The organism is Streptococcus sp. 5004, assembly GCF_013276755.1.
Classification (GTDB): Bacteria; Bacillota; Bacilli; order Lactobacillales; family Streptococcaceae; genus Streptococcus.
In genome coordinates, this window is the sequence record NZ_VMLP01000014.1 from 1 (window position 1) to 25653 (window position 25653).

General features: G+C 40.1%; 17 protein-coding genes and 3 pseudogenes. 4 read left to right on the forward strand and 16 right to left on the reverse strand.

The annotated features are described in order from the left end of the window. Positions 1-28: 28 nt before the first annotated feature. Positions 29-304 (reverse strand): HU family DNA-binding protein, encoded by a 276-nt coding sequence (locus tag HT685_RS05100; RefSeq protein ID WP_001284642.1) that lies wholly within the window; start codon positions 302-304, stop codon positions 29-31. 107 nt (positions 305-411) lie between these two features. Then, a complete protein-coding gene (locus HT685_RS05105; protein ID WP_173226537.1) occupies positions 412-1251 on the reverse strand; it encodes a DegV family protein in 840 nt (279 codons plus the stop codon). A gap of 141 nt (positions 1252-1392) precedes the next feature. On the opposite strand from HT685_RS05105, the gene HT685_RS05110 reads away from it, so the two are divergent. After that, positions 1393-2241, forward strand: a complete 849-nt coding sequence (locus HT685_RS05110; RefSeq protein WP_000592063.1) for a YitT family protein — start codon at positions 1393-1395, stop codon at positions 2239-2241. Positions 2242-2328: 87 nt separating this feature from the next. On the opposite strand, the gene HT685_RS05115 is transcribed toward HT685_RS05110, so the two are convergent. From HT685_RS05115 to HT685_RS05145, 7 genes are all read right to left on the reverse strand, one after another. Then, the gene (locus tag HT685_RS05115; RefSeq protein ID WP_173226539.1) at positions 2329-3246 is read right to left on the reverse strand and encodes a bifunctional riboflavin kinase/FAD synthetase; all 918 of its coding nucleotides are present in this window, start codon (positions 3244-3246) and stop codon (positions 2329-2331) included. A gap of 302 nt (positions 3247-3548) precedes the next feature. Then, positions 3549-6725 carry a carbamoyl-phosphate synthase large subunit gene (gene carB, locus HT685_RS05120; RefSeq protein WP_173226541.1) on the reverse strand — a complete coding sequence of 1059 codons (3177 nt, stop codon included), beginning with the start codon at positions 6723-6725 and terminating at the stop codon, positions 3549-3551. A 447-nt stretch (positions 6726-7172) separates the two neighbouring features. Next, positions 7173-8252, reverse strand: a complete 1080-nt coding sequence (locus HT685_RS05125) for a carbamoyl phosphate synthase small subunit (protein ID WP_000166853.1) — start codon at positions 8250-8252, stop codon at positions 7173-7175. A 49-nt stretch (positions 8253-8301) separates the two neighbouring features. Continuing rightward, positions 8302-9225: an aspartate carbamoyltransferase catalytic subunit gene (locus tag HT685_RS05130; protein ID WP_000115770.1), complete on the reverse strand. Its 924-nt coding sequence runs from the start codon at positions 9223-9225 to the stop codon at positions 8302-8304. Between the two features lie 18 nt (positions 9226-9243). Beyond that, on the reverse strand, positions 9244-9765 hold the full coding sequence (pyrR, locus tag HT685_RS05135; RefSeq protein ID WP_000644747.1) for a bifunctional pyr operon transcriptional regulator/uracil phosphoribosyltransferase PyrR: 522 nt from the start codon (positions 9763-9765) through the stop codon (positions 9244-9246). A gap of 221 nt (positions 9766-9986) precedes the next feature. Next, positions 9987-10616 carry an endonuclease III gene (gene nth, locus HT685_RS05140; RefSeq protein ID WP_173226543.1) on the reverse strand — a complete coding sequence of 210 codons (630 nt, stop codon included), beginning with the start codon at positions 10614-10616 and terminating at the stop codon, positions 9987-9989. Next, complete coding sequence (locus HT685_RS05145; protein WP_000773212.1) at positions 10616-11158, reverse strand: DUF177 domain-containing protein; 543 nt, start codon at positions 11156-11158, stop codon at positions 10616-10618. Before HT685_RS05145 ends, nth begins: the two co-directional genes overlap by 1 nt. A 162-nt stretch (positions 11159-11320) precedes the next feature. On the opposite strand from HT685_RS05145, the gene HT685_RS05150 reads away from it, so the two are divergent. The 3 genes and pseudogenes from HT685_RS05150 (at position 11321) to HT685_RS05160 (ending at position 15155) form a co-directional block, all read left to right on the forward strand. After that, the gene (locus HT685_RS05150; protein WP_000653208.1) at positions 11321-11650 is read left to right on the forward strand and encodes a hypothetical protein; all 330 of its coding nucleotides are present in this window, start codon (positions 11321-11323) and stop codon (positions 11648-11650) included. Positions 11651-11987: 337 nt separating this feature from the next. After that, on the forward strand, positions 11988-13538 hold the full coding sequence (locus HT685_RS05155) for an ATP-binding cassette domain-containing protein (RefSeq protein ID WP_173226545.1): 1551 nt from the start codon (positions 11988-11990) through the stop codon (positions 13536-13538). Between the two features lie 309 nt (positions 13539-13847). Beyond that, positions 13848-15155, forward strand: a pseudogene (locus tag HT685_RS05160) (transposase). Positions 15156-15326: 171 nt separating this feature from the next. On the opposite strand, the gene HT685_RS10280 reads toward HT685_RS05160, so the two are convergent. The 7 genes and pseudogenes from HT685_RS10280 to HT685_RS05195 form a co-directional block, all read right to left on the reverse strand. Beyond that, positions 15327-18854 carry a pneumococcal-type histidine triad protein gene (locus HT685_RS10280; RefSeq protein ID WP_173251787.1) on the reverse strand — a complete coding sequence of 1176 codons (3528 nt, stop codon included), beginning with the start codon at positions 18852-18854 and terminating at the stop codon, positions 15327-15329. Positions 18855-19222: 368 nt separating this feature from the next. Next, positions 19223-19386 (reverse strand): annotated as a pseudogene (locus HT685_RS10095) (transposase); the annotation flags it as partial. 182 nt (positions 19387-19568) lie between these two features. Next, positions 19569-20903, reverse strand: coding sequence for a two-component system sensor histidine kinase CiaH (ciaH, locus tag HT685_RS05175; RefSeq protein WP_173226549.1), 1335 nt, complete (start codon positions 20901-20903; stop codon positions 19569-19571). Continuing rightward, positions 20893-21567: a two-component system response regulator CiaR gene (gene ciaR, locus HT685_RS05180; protein WP_061439305.1), complete on the reverse strand. Its 675-nt coding sequence runs from the start codon at positions 21565-21567 to the stop codon at positions 20893-20895. The genes ciaH and ciaR overlap by 11 nt, the downstream gene beginning before the upstream one ends. Positions 21568-21675: 108 nt before the next feature. Beyond that, positions 21676-24222, reverse strand: coding sequence for a M1 family metallopeptidase (locus tag HT685_RS05185; protein ID WP_173226551.1), 2547 nt, complete (start codon positions 24220-24222; stop codon positions 21676-21678). Between the two features lie 122 nt (positions 24223-24344). Continuing rightward, entirely contained in the window at positions 24345-24785 is a 441-nt protein-coding gene (locus tag HT685_RS05190; RefSeq protein WP_173226553.1) for an ASCH domain-containing protein, read from the reverse strand. After that, positions 24727-25630, reverse strand: a pseudogene (locus tag HT685_RS05195) (putative PEP-binding protein). The gene HT685_RS05190 and the pseudogene HT685_RS05195 overlap by 59 nt, the downstream one beginning before the upstream one ends. Between the last annotated feature and the right edge of the window lie 23 nt (positions 25631-25653).

Below are 25653 nucleotides of genomic sequence, written 5' to 3' on the forward strand. Positions count from 1 at the left end.
TTGATACAATAGGCTTTTTAAAGGCTGATTATTTAACAGCGTCTTTAAGAGCTTTACCAGCTTTGAATGCTGGAACTTTAGAAGCTGCAATTGTGATTTCTTTACCAGTTTGTGGGTTGCGACCTTTACGTGCAGCACGCTCACGAACTTCAAAATTACCAAAACCGATCAATTGAACTTTTTCACCAGCTGCAAGGTAGTCAGCTACTGCTGAAAATACAGCTTCAACTGCTGCTGCTGAGTCTTTCTTAGTCAATTCTGTAGCTTCTGCTACTTTAGCGATCAAATCTTGTTTGTTTGCCATGTTAATGATTCCTCCAAATTAATTTCTAATTAACAAATATAATCATATCCTAAAATCCCTTATAGGTCAAGTTAAAAGCGCTGTTTATTCGCATTTTCTTTATTTTTTTAGGAATGGTAACGTACCAAAATAGCCCATGCATTCTCGCCTGTATGAGTCTGAATAATAGAACCTGTTTCTAAAACAGAAATTGGCTTTTCAACATAAGCTTGTAAGCTTTCTTTCATCTCTTTTGCCCAATCAGCACTACCAGAATATGAAATTCCAATCTCTGCTACAGAACGTTCAGATAGAGATGTTGTCAACTCATCTAACCATTTTTTAAAGGTTTTAGCTCCACGACCTTTAACAATTGGCTGCAATTCATGGTCCTTCATTTGCATGACAACACGGATATTAAGAAGAGAACTCAACAATCCAGTTACACGGCCAATTCGTCCACCTTTGACAAGATTTTCCAAAGTTGAAACGCCAATATAGAGCTCCGTATGGTTTTTTACCTCTTCAACGTGAGATAAAATTTCCTCCAACTCTTTGCCTTCTTGCGCTAATTTTGCAGCCTCAACAACTTGAAATTTCAAGGCTTGGTCAGTAAAGGAACTATCGATAACCGTCACGTCGGCAGTAGATAGGCTAGCACCTTGACGCGCTGCTTCTACAGTACCCGAAAGAGCATGGGACATATGAATAGCAAGAATCTGACTACCATCCTTGCATAGGTCTTCAAAAACTTCAGCAAAGACACCTACAGGTGGCTGACTTGTTTTTGGAAGATTCTTAGCTTCTTGCATCAAGTGAAGAAATTTACCTTCTTCTTTCAAATCAGCATCAGAATAAACAACATTATCAATCATTACAGATAATGGAACAATTGTAATATCTAATTGTTTTACGAGTTCTGGTTCAATAGTAACAGATGAATCGGTTACAATCTTAATTTTTGTCATAGTATCAATCTTTCTATTTTAGGATTCAGATTGGTTTTCTTACTTTTAATTATATCAAAAAAAGATTAAAAATCCTAATGGAGTCACTCAAATTTTCCGTAAAAATTTGATATAATCAACTTATAAGAAAAGAGGTGTCCTATGATTAAAAAAATTTATCCCATTTTAACCATTTTACTAGGTGCTGCTATTTATGCTTTTGGGCTGACTTATTTTGTAGTCCCTCATCATCTCTTTGAAGGAGGGGCGACAGGTATTACCCTCATCACCTTTTATCTTTTTAAAATCCCTGTTTCTCTCATGAACCTGCTGATTAACATTCCCCTTTTCATCCTAGCTTGGAAAATATTTGGAGCCAAATCCCTCTATTCTAGTTTGCTAGGAACCTTAGCCTTATCCGCCTGGTTAGCTTTTTTTGAGCGTATTCCCCTTCATATTGATCTTCAAGGTGATTTACTAATCACAGCCCTTATAGCAGGAATCCTATTGGGAATTGGCCTTGGAATTATTTTTAATGCTGGTGGTACAACTGGCGGAACTGATATTCTAGCTCGTATTCTCAATAAATACACTCATATATCTATGGGGAAATTGCTCTTTATCTTAGATTTTTGTATTCTCATGCTCATTCTCTTAATCTTCAAGGACTTGAGATTGGTTTCCTACACGCTCTTATTTGATTTTATCGTTTCGCGTGTCATTGATTTGATTGGTGAAGGTGGCTACGCTGGCAAAGGTTTTATGATTATCACAAAACGTCCCGACCAACTTGCTAAAGCAATTAATGATGACCTAGGAAGAGGTGTTACTTTTATTTCCGGTCAAGGCTACTACAGCAAAGAAAATTTGAAAATCATCTACTGTATTGTCGGTAGAAATGAAATTGTGAAAATGAAGGAAATGATTCATCGAATCGATCCTCAAGCTTTTATAACTATTACAGAAGCCCACGAAATCCTTGGAGAAGGATTTACCTTTGAAAAAGAATAAAAAGAGGTAATGTCGTGACCTCAAAAGTTAGACTAAATCATCTATCTTTTGGGTTACAGACAACCTCTTTTTTGTTTACTCAAGCTCTTAAGACCAATTCCGAGCTACTTCTTCATCAGTCTTTAACTGATCCACTAATTGGTCAACTGAGTCAAATTTGGTCATATCTCGAATGCGATCAAGCCAATAAACCATGACGGTTTCCCCATAAATATCTTGATTAAAATCAAAAATATTGACTTCAAAACGTGCTTCTTCTCCATCAAAGGTCACGTTTTTCCCGACACTAGCCATAGCACGATACTTCTGTCTTTGAATCTCAACATCAACGATATAAACGCCATCTGCTGGCATATAAGTACGGTCTAAAAGCACTAAATTAGCTGTTGGATAACCAATCGTACGACCACGAGCATTACCATGAACCACCATACCTCTGGATGGAAGCGGTGCCCCCAAAAGTTCTCCTGCTTCTTTCACATTTCCATCTAAAATAGCTTGACGGATACGAGTTGAACTGATTTTTCCTTTCTCATCTTCCACAGGTGGAACAATGATAACTTCTCCATCAAAGTAATTCTTTAAATCTTCTGCTGTTTTTTTGTCAGAACCAAATGTATAATCAAAACCTGCAACAATAATTTTGGCATTCATAGCCTTGATATAAGTTGCAAAAAATTCTTCTGCCGTGAGACTAGCGAATTGACTACTAAAATCAAGGAGATATAATTCTTCTACACCTTCACGCTTTAATTTCCTCTCACGTTCAGCAGGATTTAAAATATGTAAAAACAGATCAGGATGATAAGGCTCTAAAGCGATCTTTGGAGATTCATTAAAGGTCATAACGACGATAGGCAATAAATCTTTTCTCGCAGCCTTATTGGCAACACGAAATAATTCTTGATGCCCCTTGTGTATACCATCAAAATAGCCGAGAACAACGACTGAATCAGATGGTGTACCAATATCTTTTTGGTTTTTTATAGGAATAGTAATAATCATAAAATAATTATATCATAGCGATAGCTATTTCTGGAACAGAAAATCTGAAATGTCGTTTTTTTCACCTGAAATGACCATTTTTACAAAAGGGAGTAGCATGCAAATATATATTGACTCTGATATACTAGAATTACAAAAAAGGTGAACGATTAACATCATAAGCCATTCCCAATTTATTCTTATCGCATCACAGTTCATCATCATTCTTGAGTGAAGAACTGATAGTTGAATAGCCTGCACTAATGTCGCAAAAGCCAGCGTTTTCTGACGCTGGCTTTAAAACTGTGAAAATTCTTTCTCAACTAGATCGCTTCTGTGACAAAACTACGGCTTTCCAATACTTTGAGCATGGCATTAGCTGTATCTAGCGCTGTGAAGAGTGGCACCCCGTGTTCAATGGCTGAACGGCGAATTTGCTCACCATCTTCGTCAGCAGTTCGTTTTGTTCCAACTGTGTTAATGATAGCTTGGATTCTTCCTTTGCGAACAAAGCTTGGAATATCCTTATCGTCATCACCTATCTTACCAACTGGTTGAGCTTGCAGGCCATAACTATCAAAGAAGGCTGCTGTCCCTTCTGTCGCGAGGATTCCATAGCCAATATTTTGGAAACGACGAGCCAAGTCCAAGGCTTCTTCTTTGGCATCATCTGCGATAGTAAATACAACGTTACCAAAAGTTGGCAAGTGTAAGTAAGAAGCTTCAAAGGCCTTATAGAGAGCTTTTTCCAAAGTCGTATCAGAACCCATAACTTCCCCTGTTGACTTCATTTCAGGACCGAGCAAGCTGTCTACCTTAGCTAGTTTTGTGAAGGAGAAGACAGGTGCCTTGATATGAACGCGGGTGCTTTCAGGGTAAAGTCCATCTTGGTAGCCAAGTTCTGATAAACTTTGACCAAGAATGAGCTTGGTTGCTACTTGTGCCATAGGGATATTGGTTACCTTAGAAAGGAATGGCACCGTACGGCTAGCACGTGGATTGACCTCAATAACATAGACTTTTTCATCCTTGATGACAAACTGGATGTTCATCATTCCAAGGCAGTTAAGACCGATTGCTAGGCGTTTTGTGTAGTCTGCAATGGTTTCCTGAACCTTTTGCGACAAGGTTTGTGGTGGGTAAACGGCCATTGAGTCACCTGAGTGGACACCAGCACGTTCGATATGCTCCATGATACCAGGAATGAGTACATTTTTACCATCTGAAATGGCATCAACTTCGCACTCTTGCCCAACGATGTAAGAGTCAACAAGAACTGGGTGGTCTGGACTAGCCTTAACAGCAGTTCGCATGTAAGAACGAAGGTCTTCTTCATTTTCAACGATTTCCATGGCACGTCCACCTAAAACATAAGATGGGCGAACTAAGACTGGGAAGCCAATCTTGCGAGCTGCAAGCACTGCTTCTTCTTCATTGGTAGCCGTTTGTCCTGGTGGCTGTGGAATGTCCAAATCTTTTAGAGCTTGCTCAAAGAGGTCACGGTCTTCGGCACGGTCTAGGTCAGCGACCTGTGTACCAAGGATGGTCACACCTGCTTTTGCCAATGGCTCCGCAAGGTTGATAGCTGTTTGACCACCAAACTGAACGATAACACCCTTTGGTTGCTCCAAGTCAATGACGTTCATAACATCTTCAAAAGTCAATGGTTCAAAGTAGAGCTTGTCAGACACAGAGAAGTCTGTAGAAACGGTCTCTGGGTTTGAATTCATGATGATGGCTTCATAACCAGCCGCCTGAATAGCCTTAACTGAATGAACAGTTGCGTAGTCAAACTCGACCCCTTGACCGATACGGATTGGACCTGAACCTAGGACTAGAACGGATTCCTTATCAGACTTGATAGACTCGTTTTCCCAACCATAGGTTGAATAGAAATATGGTGTTTCAGAGTCAAACTCTGCCGCACAAGTATCGACCATCTTGTAGACTGGGACAATCTTGTTTTCCAAACGAAGCTGACGAACTTGGTCTGCAGTCGTTTCCCAAAGTTCAGCAATCTTACGGTCTGAGAAGCCATTAAGTTTAGCTGTTTTCAAAACTTCTAGATCTTGTGGATGGGCACCCAATTCTTGCTCAATTTCAAAGATATGCAAGAGTTTATCAAGATAGAATATATCAATCTTAGTCAATTCAGCAATTTCTTCTGGTGTGTAGCCACGGCGAATGGCTTCTGATACGTAGAAGAGGCGGTCATCTTGTGCTTTGACTACTTTTTCAATCAAGGAATCATCAGAAACTGCTGCAAGTTCAGGCATTTCATTGTGGTGCACCCCAATTTCAAGGGAGCGACAGGCCTTAAGGAGAGATTCTTCGATGTTACGACCAATTGCCATAACTTCTCCAGTCGCCTTCATCTGGGTACCCAGACGGCGCTCACCTTTTTCAAACTTGTCAAATGGGAAACGAGGAATCTTGGCAACCACGTAGTCAAGGGCTGGTTCAAACATGGCATAGGTTGAACCTGTAACTGGGTTGATGACCTCATCCAAAGTCAAACCGACGGCAATCTTAGCAGCTAACTTAGCAATCGGATAACCTGTCGCCTTTGAAGCAAGGGCTGAAGAACGTGATACACGGGGGTTTACTTCGATGACATAGTATTTGAAGCTATGCGGATCAAGGGCTAGCTGAACGTTACACCCACCTTCAATCTTGAGAGCGCGGATAATGCTCAAGCTCGCGTCACGTAGCATTTGGTTTTCATAATCTGACATGGTTTGGGCAGGGGCAAATACGATGGAATCCCCTGTGTGAATCCCAACTGGGTCAAAGTTTTCCATGTTACAAACAACCAGGGCATTGTCAGCCGAGTCGCGCATCACTTCGTATTCGATTTCCTTGAAACCTGCGATTGAACGTTCAATCAAACATTGGGTCACAGGTGACAATTTCAATCCATTTTCAGCGATTTCACGCAATTCTTCCTCATTAGCACACATTCCACCACCAGTACCACCTAGGGTAAAGGCTGGACGAACGATGACTGGGTAGCCAATTGTTGCTGCAAAGGCAACAGCTTCTTCAACAGTGTTTACAATTTCAGATTCTGGAATGGGTTGGTTGAGCTCTTCCATCAATTGTTTAAAGAGGTCACGGTCCTCCGCTTGGTCAATGGCAGATAATTTAGTTCCCAGAAGCTCAACACCAAGCTCATCAAGAATACCATTTTTAGATAATTCCATGGCCATGTTGAGACCTGTCTGACCACCGAGTGTTGGTAGCAAGGCATCTGGACGCTCCTTACGAAGAATACGTGTCACAAACTCAAGTGTAATCGGTTCAATATAAACCTTATCAGCAATTTCCTTATCCGTCATGATGGTTGCAGGATTTGAGTTAACCAAGACAACCTCATAACCTTCCTCTTTCAACGACAAGCAAGCCTGGGTTCCAGCATAGTCAAACTCAGCAGCCTGACCAATAATAATCGGACCAGAACCAATCACCATAATTTTTTGAATATCAGTACGTTTAGGCATAGTTTATGATACAAAGCCCGTAGAGAACACAGTGAAAATAGGAAACTCGGTGCAGACGCCTTTAGCGTCAAGACGATGTTTATCTTTTTCACACAGTTCTTAGGACGTGTTCACTTCCGCGAACAATGTATCTTCTCCTTTCTATTCGGCAACTCTCGGGTTGCCATTAAATAAATTCTCCGACGATTTTTTAGCGAAACGATACTTTTCGGTAAAAAATCTAGTGCAGGGAGTTTTTAGTTCGCCTGATAGCGACTAAAAGAAACGACCTGCCTTTCTATTCGGCAACTCTCGGGTTGCCATTAAATAAGATACAAAGGACGAATAGAAAGCGATTGAATTTTAGGAAACCAAGGAAGGATTGACAATCCAAATTGGTTTCTCTAAATTCCAAGCTTTCCGTCCGAGTTCAGTTAAATAAATTCTCCGACAAGCTTTTACTCGTTCTTAGTTTGATTGTTTAAAAGCTTCCATCATCTCGATAAACTCGTCGAATAGGTAGCTTGCGTCGTGTGGACCAGGGGCTGCGTCTGGGTGGTATTGAACAGAGAAAGCAGGTTGGTATCTGTGACGCACACCTTCAACTGACTTGTCATTGATTTCTTCGTGGGTGATAATCAAGTGTTCTGGCAAATCCTCACGGCTAACTGCATAACCATGGTTTTGACTTGTAAAATCCACACGTCCTGTAGCAATTTCGCGTACCGCATGGTTGAATCCACGGTGTCCAAATTTCATCTTGTAGGTCTTAGCACCATTTGCCATTGCAAAGAGTTGATGCCCCATACAAATACCAAAGATTGGAATTTTCCCTTGCACACCACGAATCATATCCAGTGCCTGTGGAACATCTTCTGGGTTACCTGGACCGTTTGACAACATAACTCCGTCAGGATTGAGATGGAGAATTTCTTCAGCCGTTGTCGAATAGGGAACAACTGTCACGTTACAGTTGCGTTTAGAAAGTTCACGTAGAATTGAGTGCTTAAGACCAAAGTCCACTAGAACCACGCTCAAACCAACTCCTGGAGCTGGATAGGATGTTTTAGTAGAAACCTGCTTGATATTATCTGTCGGCAAAACTGTTGCTTGGAGCTGGTCCGTCACATGGTCCATACTATCTCCAACATGAGTCAAGGTTGCACGCATCGTACCATGCTTACGGATAATCTTGGTAAGTGCACGCGTATCAATTCCAGAAATACCCGGAATTTTCTTGGCTTTCAAAAATTCATCCAAGGTCATTTGGTTGCGCCAGTTGCTTGCTCTTCGTGCTTCTTCAAAAACAACGACTCCTTTACAAGTTGGAATGATGGATTCGTAATCATCACGATTAATTCCATAATTTCCCACCAAAGGATAAGTAAAGGTCAAGATTTGTCCATTATAAGACTGGTCTGTAATGGATTCTTGGTAGCCGGTCATACCTGTATTAAAGACGATTTCGCCTGTTACATCAATATCTGCTCCGAAGGCCTTGCCTTCAAAAACTGTGCCATCTTCTAATACTAGAAGTCTTTTTGTCATATTTTCACCTCTCGTGGACGCTCACTGGCGTCTTTTAACGTCTTGTGTTTTAGTTGGCGTTTCTACTCGCCAGTACGGATTCTAAGATTGCCATTCGAACAAAGACACCATTGGTCATTTGTTGGACAATCCGTGATTTTGGTGCTTCAACCAAGTGGTCTGCGATTTCTACATCACGGTTGACTGGGGCTGGGTGCATAAGGATTGCTGTTTCTTTCAAACGGTCATAACGTTCTTGAGTCAAGCCATGTTGGGCATGGTAGTCTTCTTTTGAAAAGACAGCTCCACTATCATGGCGTTCATGTTGCACACGGAGAAACATCATGACATCCACCTGATCAATGATTTCATCAATGGTTACAAACTGTCCATAATCTGCAAACTCTTGACTTCTCCATTCCTCAGGTCCAGCAAAATAAAGTTCAGCTCCCAAGCGTTTCAAAATCTGCATATTGGATTTAGCAACGCGTGAGTGGTCCAAGTCACCTGCAATCGCAACCTTGAGACCCTCAAAGTGACCAAATTCCTCATAAATAGTCATCAAATCAAGCAAGCTCTGGCTAGGGTGTTGACCCGAACCATCTCCACCATTGATGATGGAAGTCGTAATCGTCGGACTTGCAATTAACTCTCTGTAGTAGTCAACCTCAGGGTGGCGAATCACACAGACATCCACTCCTAAAGCAGACAGAGTCAAAATGGTATCATAAAGTGTCTCACCCTTATTGACTGAACTAGTCTTCACATCAAAGTCAAGTCGCTCCAATCCCAGTTTAATCTCTGCCACTTCAAAGGACTTATGCGTTCGTGTAGAATCCTCAAAGAAAAGATTGGAAACAATCGGATGGTCCTCATAGGGAAGCTGAGCTCCATTTTTAAACTCAATTCCTCGCTTGATCAATTTCATCACTTGATCGACAGTGAGGTCTTCCATGGACACCACATGGTTTAATGCTTGTTGATTTACTGACATGGCTACTCCTTTAGCTTTCTAAGCTTCTTCAGTAATCAGAACTCTATCTTGGCCATCAAGTTCTGCCATCTCTACGATGATTTCTTCAGAACGACTAGTTGGTATGTTTTTTCCAACGTAATCTGGACGGATTGGCAATTCTCTATGTCCACGATCGACTAGAACTGCTAAACTCACGCGCGCAGGACGACCATGACCTACAATATTATCAATAGCAGCACGGATGGTACGACCTGTATAGAGCACATCATCCACCAAGATAACTTCGCGGTCTGTCACATCGACAGAAACCAAAGAAGTATCTTCTCCACTTTTAACATCATCACGGAAAGGTTTAGTATCCAATTCCACAACAGGAACTGAAAGATTTTCTAGCTGTTCCAAACGTTCTTGGATTCGGTGGGCGATAAAGACACCACGAGTTTTAATACCAGCCAAGACGATTTTATTCAAATCTTTGTTGCGTTCGATAATCTCATAAGTAATACGCGTAATCGCTCGTTTGACAGTCAATTCGTCTACAACTTCTTTTGCCTTCATGACAAACCTCCAAAAAGAAAAGTCTCCTTAAACAAGGAGACTTGAAATGTATAGCCAAGCGAGCCCTACTGCAAACAGTATAGACTTCACCCTACTACTTAATCGTTCTCCTTGCCTGCCTCACGGGACAGGTTTAAAGGAATATTTAGTTATCAAATACTATAGCACAAAGCATGCTTAAAATCAAGCAAAAACTTTTGAAACCCCATCTTATAAATTGCTTATAAATTGCTAAAGTCATATAACTGTGGGTACTGGTCACACTCTGGATTTTTAGGATGGCAAATGGCTCTTCCAAAATAAATCATGGCCTGATGGGCAGCTAACCACTGCTCCGGTGGCAAGATATCCATGACCCGCTTTTCCACCTCAAGCGGTGTCGCTGATTTTTTGACAATATCGTGGTGTTTGCAGATACGCTCCACATGAGTATCCACTGCAAAGGCTGGAATCCCAAAGCCCACACTCATGACAACATTGGCTGTCTTGCGACCAACTCCTGCAAGACTTTCCAATTCCTCACGTGTTTGAGGAACTTGGCCATCAAAATCATCTAGTAACTGTTGGGCACATTTTTTAAGGAATTTAGCCTTATTCCGATACAGTCCCAGGCGAGAAATGTGTGAAGCAATCTCACTCTCTGTCGCTACAGACATGGCTTGTGGCGTTGAAAAGGCAGCAAAGAGACCTGGTGTAGCCTTATTTACCGCTGCATCCGTTGTCTGAGCTGACAACATGACCGCAACTAGTAGTTCAAAATGATTGGTAAAATCAAGACTGGGCTTGGCATCTGGAAACAGAGCAATTATTTCTTCCAGCACTTTTCGTGCTCGTTTTTTTGACAAGACCATTATTCGTCTCCGTCAAATAGTCCTTGTAAGCCAGCAAAAGGACTGTTTTCTTCTTTCTTAACTGCCTGTTGGGCTTGGTATTCTTCTTCTGTCATGATTTGCCAGTCATTTCCTGAAACAAATCCTTGACCAGCCTCTTCTTCAGCCGTCAAGACCTTGATAGGAATGTTGAGAAGGATATTATCTGACACGCTCTCAGCAAGGTCAAGTTCTCCATTTTCGATAGGCAAGACCAAATCATCGTCTAAAACTTCCTGATCTAGTTGGTTAGTTGCACCTTCCATGAAAACTTCCGTTACTGGATAAGATTCAACTAACTCAACTGGTTCCATACTGCGACTTGAAGCAAGAACAATGGTATAAGATAGTTGATAATCTAAGAAATACATACGGTCTTCGTACTGTACTTTCCCAACTGCAAGGATATCTTTTACATCTAAAATTTCTTGATTGCGTGCACGCAGGTCTGCAGCTAGGTCTAACGTTTGTTCAAAATGCAAGCCTTCAGACTGCTTACGAATTTCTTGAATATTTAATTTCATACTTCCTCCATAAAGATTTACTCTCTTGATTATACCATGAAAAGCCTACAAATCAGCCCACCAAACTTTTTAATTAACATTCGATTTTTTAACATGTTTACTATGACATTTTTTAGTGCCATACTATAGGCAATAATACATCAGAGCAAGGAGGATGCTCACATGAAAGACAAAGAACTCATTACTAATGCAACCCAACTCCTATCCGAGTTAAATAAAAGTTTCCAAAGCTGCAAACAGGGTAGGGCAGATGATATTCGACTGCAAGAGCTGCTAAACACTACTCTGCAAGAGCTCAAAAAAGCGGAAAAGTTGGACAACAGTATTTTAATCGACCTTGAGAAATTTTACCAACGTACCAGTCTTCTGATTGGTCTTGGTAGCCTAAAACTGAATGATCAAGCACGCACTGCTTGGCGAAACTATGATAAATTCCATTACGAGCATATCAAACACGTACTGACTCTCTATGGACCTGTTTTCGGATTTTAGAGATTAGAATTGTCAGTTTTCTGTTGACAAAATTTCCTTAAAGGTATAGGATAAAGATACTAATACTCGGAGGTAAGGGAGACATGAACAACTAAGTCTATCAAATAAAGAAACTTTATTTAGTAGATCTTGTTTTTGTCTCTTTTTGTGTGCTCTTTTCATACTAGATTTTCTAGTATCTTATCCTCATTGAAAATCAAAAAACTAGAAGGCTAACCATCTGCTCCTCTTGAGTTGGATTAGGCAATCCTAAGCTAGTTTGACGAGCTTTTCAACGAGGATAATAGAGTTTTGACAGTGACTTTGGGCTCTACTAGATAAAGTAGAGCTTTTTGTTATGCACTATCGACATTCTAGAAAGGGCAATCATATGATAAAAATCAATCACCTGACCATCACACAAAACAAAGATTTACGAGACCTTGTCTCAGACTTAAACATGACCATCCAAGACGGGGAAAAGATAGCTATTATTGGAGAGGAAGGAAATGGCAAATCAACCTTGATTAAAACTTTAATGGGAGAAACTTTACCTGATTTCACTATCAGGGGAGACATTCAATCTGATTATCAATCAATAGCCTACATTCCTCAAAAACTCCCCGAAGAGCTGAAAAAGAAAAGTCTACACGACTACTTCTTTTTGGATTTTGCTGATTTAGACTACAGTATCCTCTATCGTTTGGCTGAGGAGTTACACTTTGATAGCAACCGTTTCGCTAGCGTTCAAGAGATTGGAAGCCTTTCGGGGGGCGAAGCTTTGAAAATTCAGCTCATCCATGAGTTAGCCAAACCCTTTGAGATTCTATTTTTAGATGAACCTTCAAATGACCTAGACCTTGAGACGGTTGACTGGCTAAAAGGTCAGATTCGAAAGATTAGGCAAACCGTTATTTTCATTTCCCATGATGAGGACTTTCTTTCTGAAACGGCAGACACTATTGTCCACTTGCGACTGGTCAAGCACCGTAAAGAAGCGGAAACACTAGTAGAGCATTTAGACTATGATAGTTATAGTGAGCAGAGAAAGGCTAATTTGGCCAGACAAAGCCAGCAAGCAGCCAACGACCAAAGAGCCTACGATAAAACCATGGAAAAACATCGGCGAGTCAAGCAAAATGTAGAAACTGCGCTTCGAGCTACTAAAGACAGTACTGCCGGTCGCCTATTGGCTAAAAAAATGAAAAATGTTCTCTCTCAAGAAAAACGCTTTGAAAAGATAGCTCAGTCCATGACCCAAAAACCACTTGAAGAGGAAGAAATCAGACTTTTCTTCTCAGATATACAGCCATTAGCGACTTCTAAAGTATTAATCCAACTGGAAAAAGAAAATTTGTCCATTGGCGAGCGAATTTTGGTGCAAGAACTACAACTAACTATCCGTGGCCAAGAAAAAATTGGTATCATCGGCCCAAATGGTGTTGGAAAATCAACTCTGTTAGCCAAGTTACAGCAACTACTAAGTGCCAAAAGAGAGATTTCACTTGGTGTTATGCCACAAGATTACCATAAAAAACTACAATTAGATTTATCCCCAATAGCCTATCTCAGCAAAACTGGGGAAAAAGAGGAACTACAAAAAATCCAATCTCACCTAGCCAGTCTCAATTTCAGTTATCCAGAAATGCAGTATCAAATTCGCTCCTTATCTGGCGGGCAACAGGGTAAACTCCTGCTTTTGGATTTAGTCTTGCGCAAACCCAACTTTCTCCTGCTGGATGAACCTACACGAAACTTTTCTCCCACTTCTCAACCCCAAATCAGAAAACTCTTTGCCACCTATCCTGGTGGTCTCATCACTGTTTCGCATGACCGTCGTTTCTTAAAAGAAGTTTGCTCGATCATCTATCGCATAACAGAACACGGTTTGGAGCTAGTTAATTTATAAGATTCATACTCATGAGGATAATTCTTTGCTTTGGAGCGCTATTTAAACATTATAATCAGTGAATAAATCTTATATCCACATTCAAGTCAATAATTTCTTTCAAGATCATTTGTAATCAACTCTAAATAGACGGATAAAAACTACTTCTAACTATCAAAAAACGAGCACCTCCTCAGTTGGAAATGCGGCTCTATAATATTTGTAGTGGGTAAATCCCTATAGATATTATGGAGCCTATTTTAGGGTAGAAAAAAAGTCCCATATGACCTATAATGAAAAGCGATCAAACAACTCATTAGAAAGAATCATATGGAACAATTACATTTTATCACAAAACTACTAGACATTAAAGACCCTAATATTCAAATTATAGATATCATCAATAGGGATACACACAAAGAAATCATCGCCAAACTGGACTACGATGCTCCATCTTGTCCTTATTGTGGAAGTCAAATGAAAAAATATGACTTTCAAAAACCTTCTAAGATTCCTTACCTCAAAACGACCGGTATGCCTACTAGAATTCTATTTAGAAAGCGTCGTTTCAAGTGCTATCATTGCTCGAAAATGATGGTCGCCGAGACCTCACTCGTCAAGAAGAATCACCAAATTCCTCGTATTATCAATCAAAAAATTGCTCAAAAGTTAATTGAAAAGACTTCTATGACCGATATTGCCCATCAGCTTTCCATTTCAACTTCAACTGTCATTCGAAAGCTCAATGATTTCCACTTTAAGCATGATTTTTCTCGTCTTCCTGAGATTATGTCCTGGGACGAGTATGCCTTCACTAAGGGAAAGATGAGTTTTATTGCACAAGATTTTGATAATCTCAACATCATCACTGTTCTTGAGGGTAGAACACAAGCTGTCATTCGTGATCACTTTCTTAAATATGATAGAGCCGTCCGATGTCGAGTGAAAATCATTACTATGGATATGTTTAGTCCCTACTATGCCTTAGCTAAACAGCTTCGCTTTCGAATTTCTAGGCTCAGGCTGAAACAGTCTCCCAGACTGTTTCACTCCCATGTGCTAAAATCGTTCTAGATCGTTTCCATATTATCCAACATCTCAGCCGTGCTATAAGTCGTGTCCGTGTTCAAATCATGAATCAGTTCGATCGAAAATCCCATGAATACAAAGCCATCAAACGTTACTGGAAGCTCATTCAACAAGATAGTCGTAAACTCAGTGATAAGCGATTTTATCGCCCTACTTTTCATATGCACTTAACCAATAAAGAGATTCTTGACAAGCTTTTGAGCTATTCAGAAGACTTGAAACACCACTATCATCTCTATCAGCTCTTGCTTTTTCACTTTCAGAATAAGGAACCAGAGAAATTTTTTGGACTCATTGAGGACAATCTAAAGCAGGTTCATCCTCTTTTTTCAGACTGTCTTTAAAACCTTCCTTAAAGATAAAGAGAAAATTGTCAACGCCCTTCAACTACACTATTCTAACGCCAAACTGGAAGCGACCAATAATCTCATCAAACTTATCAAGCGCAATGCCTTTGGTTTTCGGAACTTTGAAAACTTCAAAAAACGGATTTTTATCGCTCTGAACATCAAAAAAGAAAGGACGAAATTTGTCCTTTCTCGAGCTTAGCTTTTCTTCAACCCACTACAGTTGACAAAGAGCAGGAAATGCTCGTTTTCTTATGTTGCCATGGTTTATAATTACAATGAGAAATAGGAAACAGCCTTGAATGGGAAAATCTCCTAGATCTACGACCACAAACTTTTTTATCTACCAACTTTTTTATTCTGCTGGTTTTTCTTAGTTTCCAGTACTTGTTGTATACTCTGTTGTTTCCTTTTCTGAAGCTGATTCAGCAGGTTTAGAATCTGTTGCGTTGCTCGGTTTGTTTTCGTCGCTAGCAGTTTCACTGTTAGATTCTGCAGTTGCGTTTGGTTGGTTCTCAGCACTGGTGTTATCTCCATTTGCCTCGGCATTTCTTGCTGGATTTGTTTCTTCGCTTGTGCTTGATTTTGACTGGATTTGGTGATTCAAAACTAGAATAGCTTTTGTCAATTCAAGTAAAGCTGCTTTGTCTTTACTCTTAGCAGAAAGTTGATCTAGTAATGCATCCACTTTATCAAAGTCCTCATCAGAACCATTATTACTTTCTAAATAAGAGTGAAGCGATATGAGAATATCGTAGAGTTTTTGATAGAGTACAAGTGTCTGAGGATCTTGTTCAGCATTTTCTTTCTCTTGTTGAAGAGCACTAGCGATACGAGTCAAAACATCTTTCACCTGGCTGTTTACTTCATCCAAGTCTGCATCAGCCTTGTTTGTAGCAGCTTTGAGATTTTCTACTTCTTCTGCCAAAGATTGTCTGATTCCTTCTTCTTGGATTTGCTCCAAGAGTTGATTTGCCTTGCTCAAGAGACTTTCTACTTCTTCCTTGCTAACATGATTGACATGCTCTTCTTTTTTAAGATCAGGATAAAGATCTTTCAAAAATTCATAAATCGCTTGCTTAGCAGATTGGTTATCAACTGTTTCTTTATCTAAAACTGTTTCATTTACTTTTGTAGAAGCTGGCTGATTTTTCAAAGCCTCTTCTACTTCTTGTTTTGTTTGGTAAATGCTTGGGAACAGTTTATTCAAGTCCACAGCCTTACGGAAGGATTGAGATTGATATAAAGTAAAAGTCAAATTAGCTACTTTACTACGAAGCTCATCACTTAAACGACCATCAGTTACATGCTCATAGAAGTACTTGATATATTCCACTGTTGTATCACCAGTACGATCATTAAAGTCTTGAAGAGCTTGAAGTTGTGATTCAACTGCTACTAAAGCAGCTTCATCTTTAGCCAACTTAGCCTCTTGGAGTCGAACGAGAAGGTCTTTTTTAGGAAGTCCATAAGAGTCAGTATCTAGTGTATTGATTTTATCGATCAAGGCCTGATATTTCTTATCTAAAGCACTTGTTTCAACAGGTTTGACACTTTCATCAATATGGATATATTGCTTATCAAAGAGATCAAGTGTCGCAAGATAACCTGCTGTAGAGTTAGTTGCTAGTTTCTTCATATTTTCAGTAAACTGTCCTAAGGCTAACTCAATCTGTCTTTGTTTGATTGGATCGTCTTTATAGACGTTTCGACTTTCAGCAAGAAGTTGATCTACTTTTGCTAAAACTGTTTTCTCATCAAAGGCCCCAGGCTGATAGTTGGATTTCAGGGCTGGAATTTTGTTTTTCAAGGCTACTTCATAGCCCTTAGTTTGAACCTTGATGTAGTGATTGTGGTCTCCATGAGGGATCACAAAACTGCCGTTTTCAACCTGCAAACGATAAGGTGATACGCGATCACGTAAGGCAGTCGTATAAAGTTCATTTAGGAAATCAAGTTCAGGATTTCCAGTTTGGAGTGGAAGTCGAACGTGTTCCTTACGAACAGCATAGGGATGGATATGAGTTGGATCGTAGGCTTGGTCAGGATTATTAAATACAAAGAAACCTTTTGAAATTCTAATAGCTTCAAGTGGAACCCCATAGGTCTTAGAAATATAAGCTATTTTTTCTTCATCACTAGCATCTTTAGAGAATGATTCAACAGATTTTGCAAGTGGTTGAACAGGCTCTGCATCATGATGTGTTTTCAAATGTTCCTGAGCTTCCTTAATTTGATCAGCTGTCAAATCCTTTTTGAAGAAGTAATGATTGTGGTCTCCGTGACTCATGATAAATCCTTGATCATCCTCACTAATGACACGATCGGCATCAAAACCGTGATCGTGATCTTCACCATGATGGTGGTCATGCTCATCGCCATCGTGATCGTCATCATGAGCTGGATTTGGTGTAGCTGTATTTACCCCTTTCAAGTGGTCTTGCGCTGCCTTAATTTGCTCTGCTGACAAGTCCTTCTTGAAGAAGTAATGATTGTGGTTACCATGAGTCATGACAAAGCCTGCCGCATCTTCCGCAATAATACGATTAGCATCAAAGCCGTGCCCATCTTCTTCATGTTCCTCATGTGAAACACTAGGATTGGCTGCAAGAGATGGCGAAGGTGTTGTTAGACCATTATTTGGAAGAGTCGGTTGTCCAATTACGGTCGATTTTGGAATGTAATGGAAATGATCACCATGTCTTACAATATAAGCTGTAGCAGTTTCTTCGACAATATCTTTAGGATTAAAGATATAACCATCAGATGTTGAAGAGATAGGCTTATTTGTAAGTAATGAGGCATGATTCAAAGTAGATGGACTACTTGAAAGACTTCCTAGACTAGACACTATTTCATGAGGTTTTTCATTTGTAGAAACTGTAGAACCAGTTCCACTGATAGGCACCATTCTGGCAATCTTTTCTTCTAAAGGAGAAAGCTTGCTGTAAGGAATAAAGTGGTAATGGTCGCCATGTGGAATCGCAACTCCATTTGGTGTACGACTGATAATCTTAGCAGGGTCAAAGACTAAGCCATCTGATTCACTGTAACGTTGGTCACTAGGTGAATCATAGAGTTCTTTCAAAAGACTTTGGAGATTTTCAGCTTTATTTGCTGGCTTGCTAGTTGAGCCTTGTGCTACAGATTGCGTATTATTGTCACTAGCTGCTGAAGAATAGCTTAACTGGCTCGGTTGCGTATTTTTGCCAGCTAAATGAGCTTTTGCTGCTGCTAATTCACTAGCAGACAAATCACTTTTTGGAATATAGTGGTAGTGACCTCCGTGAGGAACGATATAAGCATCACCAGTATCTTCGATAATATCAGCTGGATTAAAGACATAACCATCATCTGTCGTATAGCGTCCCTGAGACCTTGCTACAGCAACATCAGAGCTGACCTTCTCATTATCTTTGACATGTTCTTGTTTTTGACGATTGATTTCATCCTTGGTTCGAACATTATCAGCATGAGCTACATCTTTCAGGTAGACATAATATTTTCCATTGACCTTGATAATGTAGCCACCCTTGACCTCATTGACAATATCTCCATCTTTAAGTTGGTAGTTTGGATCCTTCATCAGAAGTTCTTCACTAAAGAGAGCATCATAAGGAACTTTCCCGTTATAGTAATGATAGTGGTCACCGTGTGACGTCACATAGCCCTGATCTGTAATTTTGATGACAATTTGCTCAGCCTGAATTCCTTCTTTTTGGCTGACCTGGTCTGGTGTCAAGTTTTCACTTTTCTGACTGGGCTGACTACCATCCACATAAGAAACACGATTATTGTCCTTATTTTCCTGCGATCGATGCTGGTTTAGTGCATATGCACATAGACTCAAGGATACGATAACAGCTGATCCAGCTGCTATATATTTTTTACTGAATTTCATAAATCCCTCATTTCAATAAATGATGAAGCTTTTTCTTAACTTCTTTTTCTCGGTTAAACAATTTTTCTAAACCGGTTATTTAACCATTTAATTAACCAGTAAATAGTTTACCTTTTTTAAGTTTATCTGTCAAGATTTTTATATCATTTTAATTATTGCCTAAATTACCAACCAGCGCCTAAAGACGCTGACTTTCACTTTGCTCAAGCCTTATTGCTCTTGACTCGTCACTTGCATCTTAAAGAAGCTTTAGTATTACTTACTACTATCCCTAAAAGAATCCTCATATTCTTTTACACTTAATTTCTCTAGTACTATATCATGCTTTACTAGTTCTCAAATTTTCATACTCGTGAAGAAATCATTCACTGGATAATTTCAACTCCTTTATAACTACACAAACGATGAAATATTTCGCCTAAACTACTTCGATATTGATTATAGATGACTTTTCGTCTATACTTAGGGGTGAACACAATATGATAGAACAGTGCCACTTTGTGTGCGATAAACTATGAGCCTTTTGTGCCATATTTTTCTCCTTTCGCTTTACAATTGGCTTTAACACCTTTATTGTATCGCGTTCGGAGTTTTTTTGGTATAACCTTCGACGCGCACCCGCATAGTGGGTGGTTTGCCTGTCTCACACCTGACTTAGTGAGACGGACCGAAAGTCACATAATACAAAATATCGCCCCATCCGGAGCGATATGTTTATTTTTTCTTTTTAGATGATGTGTGGATGGCAATCTTCACTTCAAAGATTGTTCCCTTTGGCTTATTATCTTTAACAGTAATGGTTCCTTTTAAGGCATCTACAATTTGCTTGGCTAGGGACAATCCTAAACCAAAACCACCTTTTTGACGGGTTCTAGCCTTGTCGACTCGATAAAAACGATCAAAAATTTTCTTCTTATCTTCTGTCGAAATACCGACTCCATTATCGGAAACTAGCAAATACAGATTACGATCGGTCGCCGAGATAAGAAAATCAATCTCACCATCCTCTTCAGTATACTTGACAGCATTATCAAATAGGATGGTCATCAACTGCTTCAAGAGAAGCTGATCTGTGACAATCGGACGATGGATCCGATTTTCAAAACGAAAGACACGGTCATTTTCAGAAGCAATCATCTCATAGTTTGTGAAAGTCGTATTGAAAAAACTGGTTGGAACTTCTGCAAGTTCCGGCTTAATCCCATCATCTCTCCGAGCTAAATTCAACAAGTTTGTCGTCAAAAACCGCATATTTCGGACTTCTTCCAAACTCGATGCAATGCTTTCACTCACATCCATAATGGTAGCTTCTGGCTTACGAAAGAGGGTCTCTAAGCGATTTTGCAAAACTGCAAGTGGAGTCCGTAACTCATGACTGGCATTTTCCACAAAGGACTGTTGCTTCTGCATACTCTCAAGCAGAGGACGAACACTGACCCTAGCTAGATAGAGACTGGCAAGCAAAGACAAAATCCAGAAACTAGCCATCACGACCACAATCAATTGCTCATGCTTTTGACTGGCCTGCTCCAACTGACTGGTATTTATCAAGACAGCAGCATACTTGATATTGGTTGAAACCGAACTGATATTGGTTTCCATCAAAATCATGCGATAGATTTCTTCCTGTCCATAGCTATTAAAAACCTGAATCTGATAGATATGTCCTAGTTCTTTCTTCTCTAACTTAATCTTATCCAAGCCCAAAAATCGATTTCCAGAAAGAAGTTGAGTAAAGTTCTTATCAAAGAGAATGACTTCCGTATTGGAACTGACATTAGGTTTTATTTCTACTTTACTAGCGTCCGCCCTAGCATTTTCTAAATCTTTAATCTCTTCTGTTGCCCTATTCACTGCCAGTTGAATAACTGCTTGAGGATTTTCACTCAGTCCGTGGAGTTTATCATCCACCGAAGTATAGAGACTCGAATGCATGACCTGCAAAATAATCAGAGTCATTGTAGAGAAAATCAGAGTGAAGACACCAAAGTTGCGGATAAAATAACTAAAATCATCCGCATACCATGTTTTTTTTAGTTTACTGAACATCTTTTAAAATATACCCAACACTGCGCAAGGTTTGCAAATTCTCTGCAAAAGTGGTTCCTTTTAATTTCTTACGGATTTTTGAAACATAAACTTCGACAACTGAAATCGTTGTGTCACTATCAAATCCCCATAGACGATCAAAAATCTGCGTCTTAGGCAAAATAACATTTTGATTTTGAAGGAAATAAACTAGTAAATCGAACTCTTTCCCCAGCAATTCGACTGGAGTATCTTCAACCTTAACGGTATTGGTTGATAAATTGATGAGAATATCTCCATAAGATAGCGTATTTTCATTAAACTTACCTGAACGTTTGAGAAGGGCCTGAATCCGCATTTTGAGTTCTTCTAGGTAGAAAGGCTTGGTCAGATAATCATCCGCTCCCAGTTCAAATCCATGTCCTTTGTCATCCAAACTTTCCTTGGCAGTCATAATCAGAACTGGTGTCGTAATTCCCTTTTCACGCAATTCTTTTAAGACTTGGAAACCATTTTTTTCTGGCAACATCAAATCCAGCAAAATCAAGTCATAGACACCACTTTCAGCTTCGTAGAGACCCTCTTCCCCATCAAATACCTGCATAACATCCGCAAAATCGTCTAAAAAGTCAAATACTGAATTTGACAGACCTAGGTCATCCTCAACCAATAAGATTTTTATCATGAGAAACTCCTCCTTATTAAAACTATTATACCAAATTTGCCTTAAAAAAAACTCAACTCTCTGCATTTTACATGAGATAGCTGAGTTTTCTTTTTATTTTAGGCTTATTTATGCATTTTCGTATTGAAGAACGACTGCTTCCACTGCAGCTTTTTCACGGTTAATCAAGTCAACACGCGCTGCAATTTCCTTGATTCCCATACCGATGTTACGGCTAAGAGCAAGGTCAGAAAGTTGTGGCTCAAAGAATTCCTTGTACTCTGCCAAACGTTGCTGAGTCTTAAATACGTGAGCAGGAAGGATAACAAAGCTATCAAAGCTCATATCTCCTCCAAGAGCTGCCTTAATCCAAGCCCAGTTTTCACGCGCCCAAGACCAAGCTGTTTCCTGAGTTGCTTGATGACCTAAGAATTGGTAATACCAAGCAGACAAGTCCTGTGGTTTAACCACAAATTTGTCCTTCCAAGAAGCAATCAAGGTTTGGATATTATCCGCATCTGTACTATAGGCAAGAGCCGCTGCCAACTGACGTTTAAAGACCGCATCTGTTGCGTGAGTATAGGTATCAAGATAAAGTGCTAACAAGTCTTTAGTCTCATGATGTTTCATCTCATTGATCAGAACTTGTGAGCGAATAGCTGCTGGAAGTCCTGCAAGATTCTCCCTGTAAGTCGCTAAGATTTGGCTAGCGACTTGACTAGCTTCTGCATCATTTGAGCGAATCATCATCGAAACAGCCAACTGACGAACCAATTCATCCTCATCTGATTCGCCATCTTTAGCTTCAAAACCAAGACGGTCATAGTTGTGACGAGCTAATTTAGCAACTAGTGCTTTGAAGGCTGTTTCAGCTTCTGTTCCTTCATCGATAAAGCGCTCAAGGGCCGAAATCACTTGAGAAACAGCTGAAACAACAAGGTAAGACTCTTCCTTGGCAAGTTTATCAAGGACTGGGAGCAAGTCTGCATAAGAAATGTGCCCTGCCTCAGCAAGCAAGCGACGTTCTTGAACAATTTGCAGTTTGCTTGTGTTATCAAGTGTCTCTAGCTCAGCAAGAACAGCATCTAACAAGTCTCCTTGATAGTCAGTAATGTAGTGGGCTGTATTTTCTGTGTTGAGGCGAAGTGCTGTTTTGTTTTTAGCAAGAAGGGCTGCATAGCCAGGGATTTCGATACTTTCAGTTTCAAGTGTATCAGGCAAGCCTTTCCAGTTGCTGTTTAGTGGCACAACCCAGAGACGGTTCTTATCTTCGTGCTCACCGATAAAGAATTGTCTTTGTGAAATCTTCAAGACATCATTTTCAACTTTGACAGTGAGAACTGGATAACCAGGTTGTTCCAACCAAGAATCCATGAAGGCTGCGACATCACGTCCAGACGCTTGACCAAGAGCATCCCAAAGGTCACGACCAATTGTATTGCTGTATTGATGTTTTTCAAAGTAGGCATGCAAACCTTTGGCAAAATCGGCATCACCTAGCCAACGGCGAAGCATGTGCATAAGACGACTTCCTTTGGCATAGACGATAGCGCCATCAAAGAGCGTATTGATTTCATCTGGATGTTTAACTTCGACGTGAACAGACTGAACACCATCAGTCGCATCACGTTTCAAGGCAGACGGAACACCACCTGTTTGGAAATCTTCAAAGATATTCCAGCTTGGCTCAATGGCATCCACACAGACGTACTCCATCATATTAGCAAAGCTTTCATTGAGCCAAAGGTCATCCCACCATTTCATAGTAACAAGGTTACCAAACCATTGGTGAGCCAATTCATGGGCTACAACAAGGGCAACTTGTTGACGGCTGGCAAAGGTAGAGTTCTCATCCACAACCAAGTAAACTTCACGGTAGGTCACCAGACCCCAGTTTTCCATAGCTCCAGCCGAGAAGTCAGGAAGGGCGATGTGGAGAGATTGAGGGATTGGGTACCTAACTCCATAGTAATCTTCGTAAAACTCGATTGAGCGAACAGCGATATCCAGTGAGAAATCAAGGTTAGATAGTGGGTGGGCTTTCGTTGAGTAAACACCTACAAGAGTACCGTTTTTAGTCTTAGCCGTCACACCTTGCAAATCACCCGCAACAAAGGCCAACAAGTAAGAAGACATGCGAGGTGTTGTCTCAAACTTCCAGATACCTGTTTCCTTACGATTTTCAACATCGATTTCTGGCATATTAGACAAGGCCAATTCACCTTCGGCTTGGTCAAAACGTAGAGAGAGGTCAAAAGTTGCTTTAGCTTCTGGCTCATCCACACATGGGAAAGCTTCACGCGCAAAATGGCTCTCGAACTGAGTAGACAAGACTTCCTTCTTGACTCCATCAACTGTGTAGTAAGATGGGTAAACCCCTGTCATGTTGTCTGTAATTTTTCCTGAGAAAGCGATAACCACTTCAACTTGACCTGCTTCCGCAAGTTCAAAATGAAGGGCTTCATTGTCATGATCAACCGTAAATGGACGAGCTTGACCTGCAACTTCTACAGAAGCGATTTCCAAGTCTTTTTGATGAAGGGAAATACGGTCACTCTGTGCTTGACCAGTGATGGTCACCTTCCCAGAAAACGTCTTGGTCTCACGACTCAAGTCTAAAAATAAATCATAGTGTTCAGGAACAAATTGCTTAATAAAATGTTCAACTGCTTGCATAGTTTTCTCCTATTCTAAGTTTAAGAGCTGCTGCTCTTCTTCAAACAAACTTATTATAACATGTTTTGCCTAAGAAAAAAGGATTGGACAGCGATTTCCAAAACTTTCTTCCTTCTAATAGTCTACAGGGGGTAGACCTTGCGAAATTCTTCTAAAACAACCTTGCTTTCAGGTGTAAAAGTCAGTCCTGCTTCTCTCAACCACTCGGCGAAAAAATCCTCATGAACCTGACGCCAATAGGCTATGGATTTGTCACCTTCCCCTTCTTTGAAGGCATGGTCAGCTGACACTTGATTGAAAGGCTGAACGGAAACCTTTGTAATTTCAACAATACAGACAGCCTGATTTTGACTGTCTAAAATGACGTCAAAGGTTCCTACTTGCGGAAGGGGTTCATCTTCTAGTGCGTAGAGGTCATAGGCTGACGCTGTTGCTGTCTTTTCTCCTTTTAAAACCAAATCTGCCAAGAGATCTGCTTCCACTCCAAAAGCCCAAGCATCGATTTCATCTCCAATCGAAGGATTGATTTTCTTGTAGGCATTCCACATTTCTTGCGGTGTCATAGGTATCTCCTTTGTAATTTTTTACTTTCTTCTTTTATGTGTTTGAGATGGTCTGGATGGTCAATCTCTAAATTAAAAATATCTGGAATAGAACTGTAATGGAGAATGCATTCGATATCCATCTGATTCATTTTTTGTATAAAAGAAGTGTTCAGATAGCCTGCTACAGCAAAATCAATCTTGTTCTTCCTTGCTTTATCCTTCATCTGTCTCAACATATCTAACATAATTGGATTTTCCATATCATGCCATTGACTGTTTCTCACAGTCGCAAAAACAAAGGAAGTCAAATCATTCATTCCAACTACAATCTTTGAAATGCCCGTTTCCATTATTCTGTCCAAGTCAAAATAAGCTGACGGTAATTCAATCATCGTGGCAATTTTCCCAGTAAAACCCTGCTGACGCAATACTCTAATAGCTTCCTTTAACTGGTCGGCATCATTGACAAAAGGAAAAATAAGAGACAGATTGGGATTGGTTTGATAAACATCTGTAACGACATTTGCTTCATCCTGAAATTCATCCAAGCACGCCAGTAAACGCCTTGTTCCTCTATAGCCAAACAAGGGATGCCCTTCGTCAAAAAACTCTCTAGTCCCCACTAAACAATTGGCTTCTGTATTCGTTAATTCAGAAAAACGATACCAGATCTCCTCATCTGAGTACAAGGAGCAGATAGTCTCTAGATAATCTTTTACAAATTGCTGACAACTTGGTAATAGGATGTTTTGATTAAGCTCTCTCAACAAGTATTCCCCACGAATCATACAGACGTGGTGCAATAGTTGAGGATAAATTTTTTCAACAATTTGTTCTCCGCTAAGAGCAAGTTGATTTTTCATAGCCATTCACCTCGTCTTAAAAG

Coding starts and splice junctions, on each gene's coding strand:
- HT685_RS05100 (WP_001284642.1), bottom strand. CDS start 304: ATGGCAAACAAACAAGATTTGATCGCTAAAGTAGCAGAAGCTACAGAA.
- HT685_RS05105 (WP_173226537.1), bottom strand. CDS start 1,251: ATGACAAAAATTAAGATTGTAACCGATTCATCTGTTACTATTGAACCA.
- HT685_RS05110 (WP_000592063.1), top strand. CDS start 1,393: ATGATTAAAAAAATTTATCCCATTTTAACCATTTTACTAGGTGCTGCT.
- HT685_RS05115 (WP_173226539.1), bottom strand. CDS start 3,246: ATGATTATTACTATTCCTATAAAAAACCAAAAAGATATTGGTACACCA.
- carB (WP_173226541.1), bottom strand. CDS start 6,725: ATGCCTAAACGTACTGATATTCAAAAAATTATGGTGATTGGTTCTGGT.
- HT685_RS05125 (WP_000166853.1), bottom strand. CDS start 8,252: ATGACAAAAAGACTTCTAGTATTAGAAGATGGCACAGTTTTTGAAGGC.
- HT685_RS05130 (WP_000115770.1), bottom strand. CDS start 9,225: ATGTCAGTAAATCAACAAGCATTAAACCATGTGGTGTCCATGGAAGAC.
- pyrR (WP_000644747.1), bottom strand. CDS start 9,765: ATGAAGGCAAAAGAAGTTGTAGACGAATTGACTGTCAAACGAGCGATT.
- nth (WP_173226543.1), bottom strand. CDS start 10,616: ATGGTCTTGTCAAAAAAACGAGCACGAAAAGTGCTGGAAGAAATAATT.
- HT685_RS05145 (WP_000773212.1), bottom strand. CDS start 11,158: ATGAAATTAAATATTCAAGAAATTCGTAAGCAGTCTGAAGGCTTGCAT.
- HT685_RS05150 (WP_000653208.1), top strand. CDS start 11,321: ATGAAAGACAAAGAACTCATTACTAATGCAACCCAACTCCTATCCGAG.
- HT685_RS05155 (WP_173226545.1), top strand. CDS start 11,988: ATGCACTATCGACATTCTAGAAAGGGCAATCATATGATAAAAATCAAT.
- HT685_RS10280 (WP_173251787.1), bottom strand. CDS start 18,854: ATGAAATTCAGTAAAAAATATATAGCAGCTGGATCAGCTGTTATCGTA.
- ciaH (WP_173226549.1), bottom strand. CDS start 20,903: ATGTTCAGTAAACTAAAAAAAACATGGTATGCGGATGATTTTAGTTAT.
- ciaR (WP_061439305.1), bottom strand. CDS start 21,567: ATGATAAAAATCTTATTGGTTGAGGATGACCTAGGTCTGTCAAATTCA.
- HT685_RS05185 (WP_173226551.1), bottom strand. CDS start 24,222: ATGCAAGCAGTTGAACATTTTATTAAGCAATTTGTTCCTGAACACTAT.
- HT685_RS05190 (WP_173226553.1), bottom strand. CDS start 24,785: ATGACACCGCAAGAAATGTGGAATGCCTACAAGAAAATCAATCCTTCG.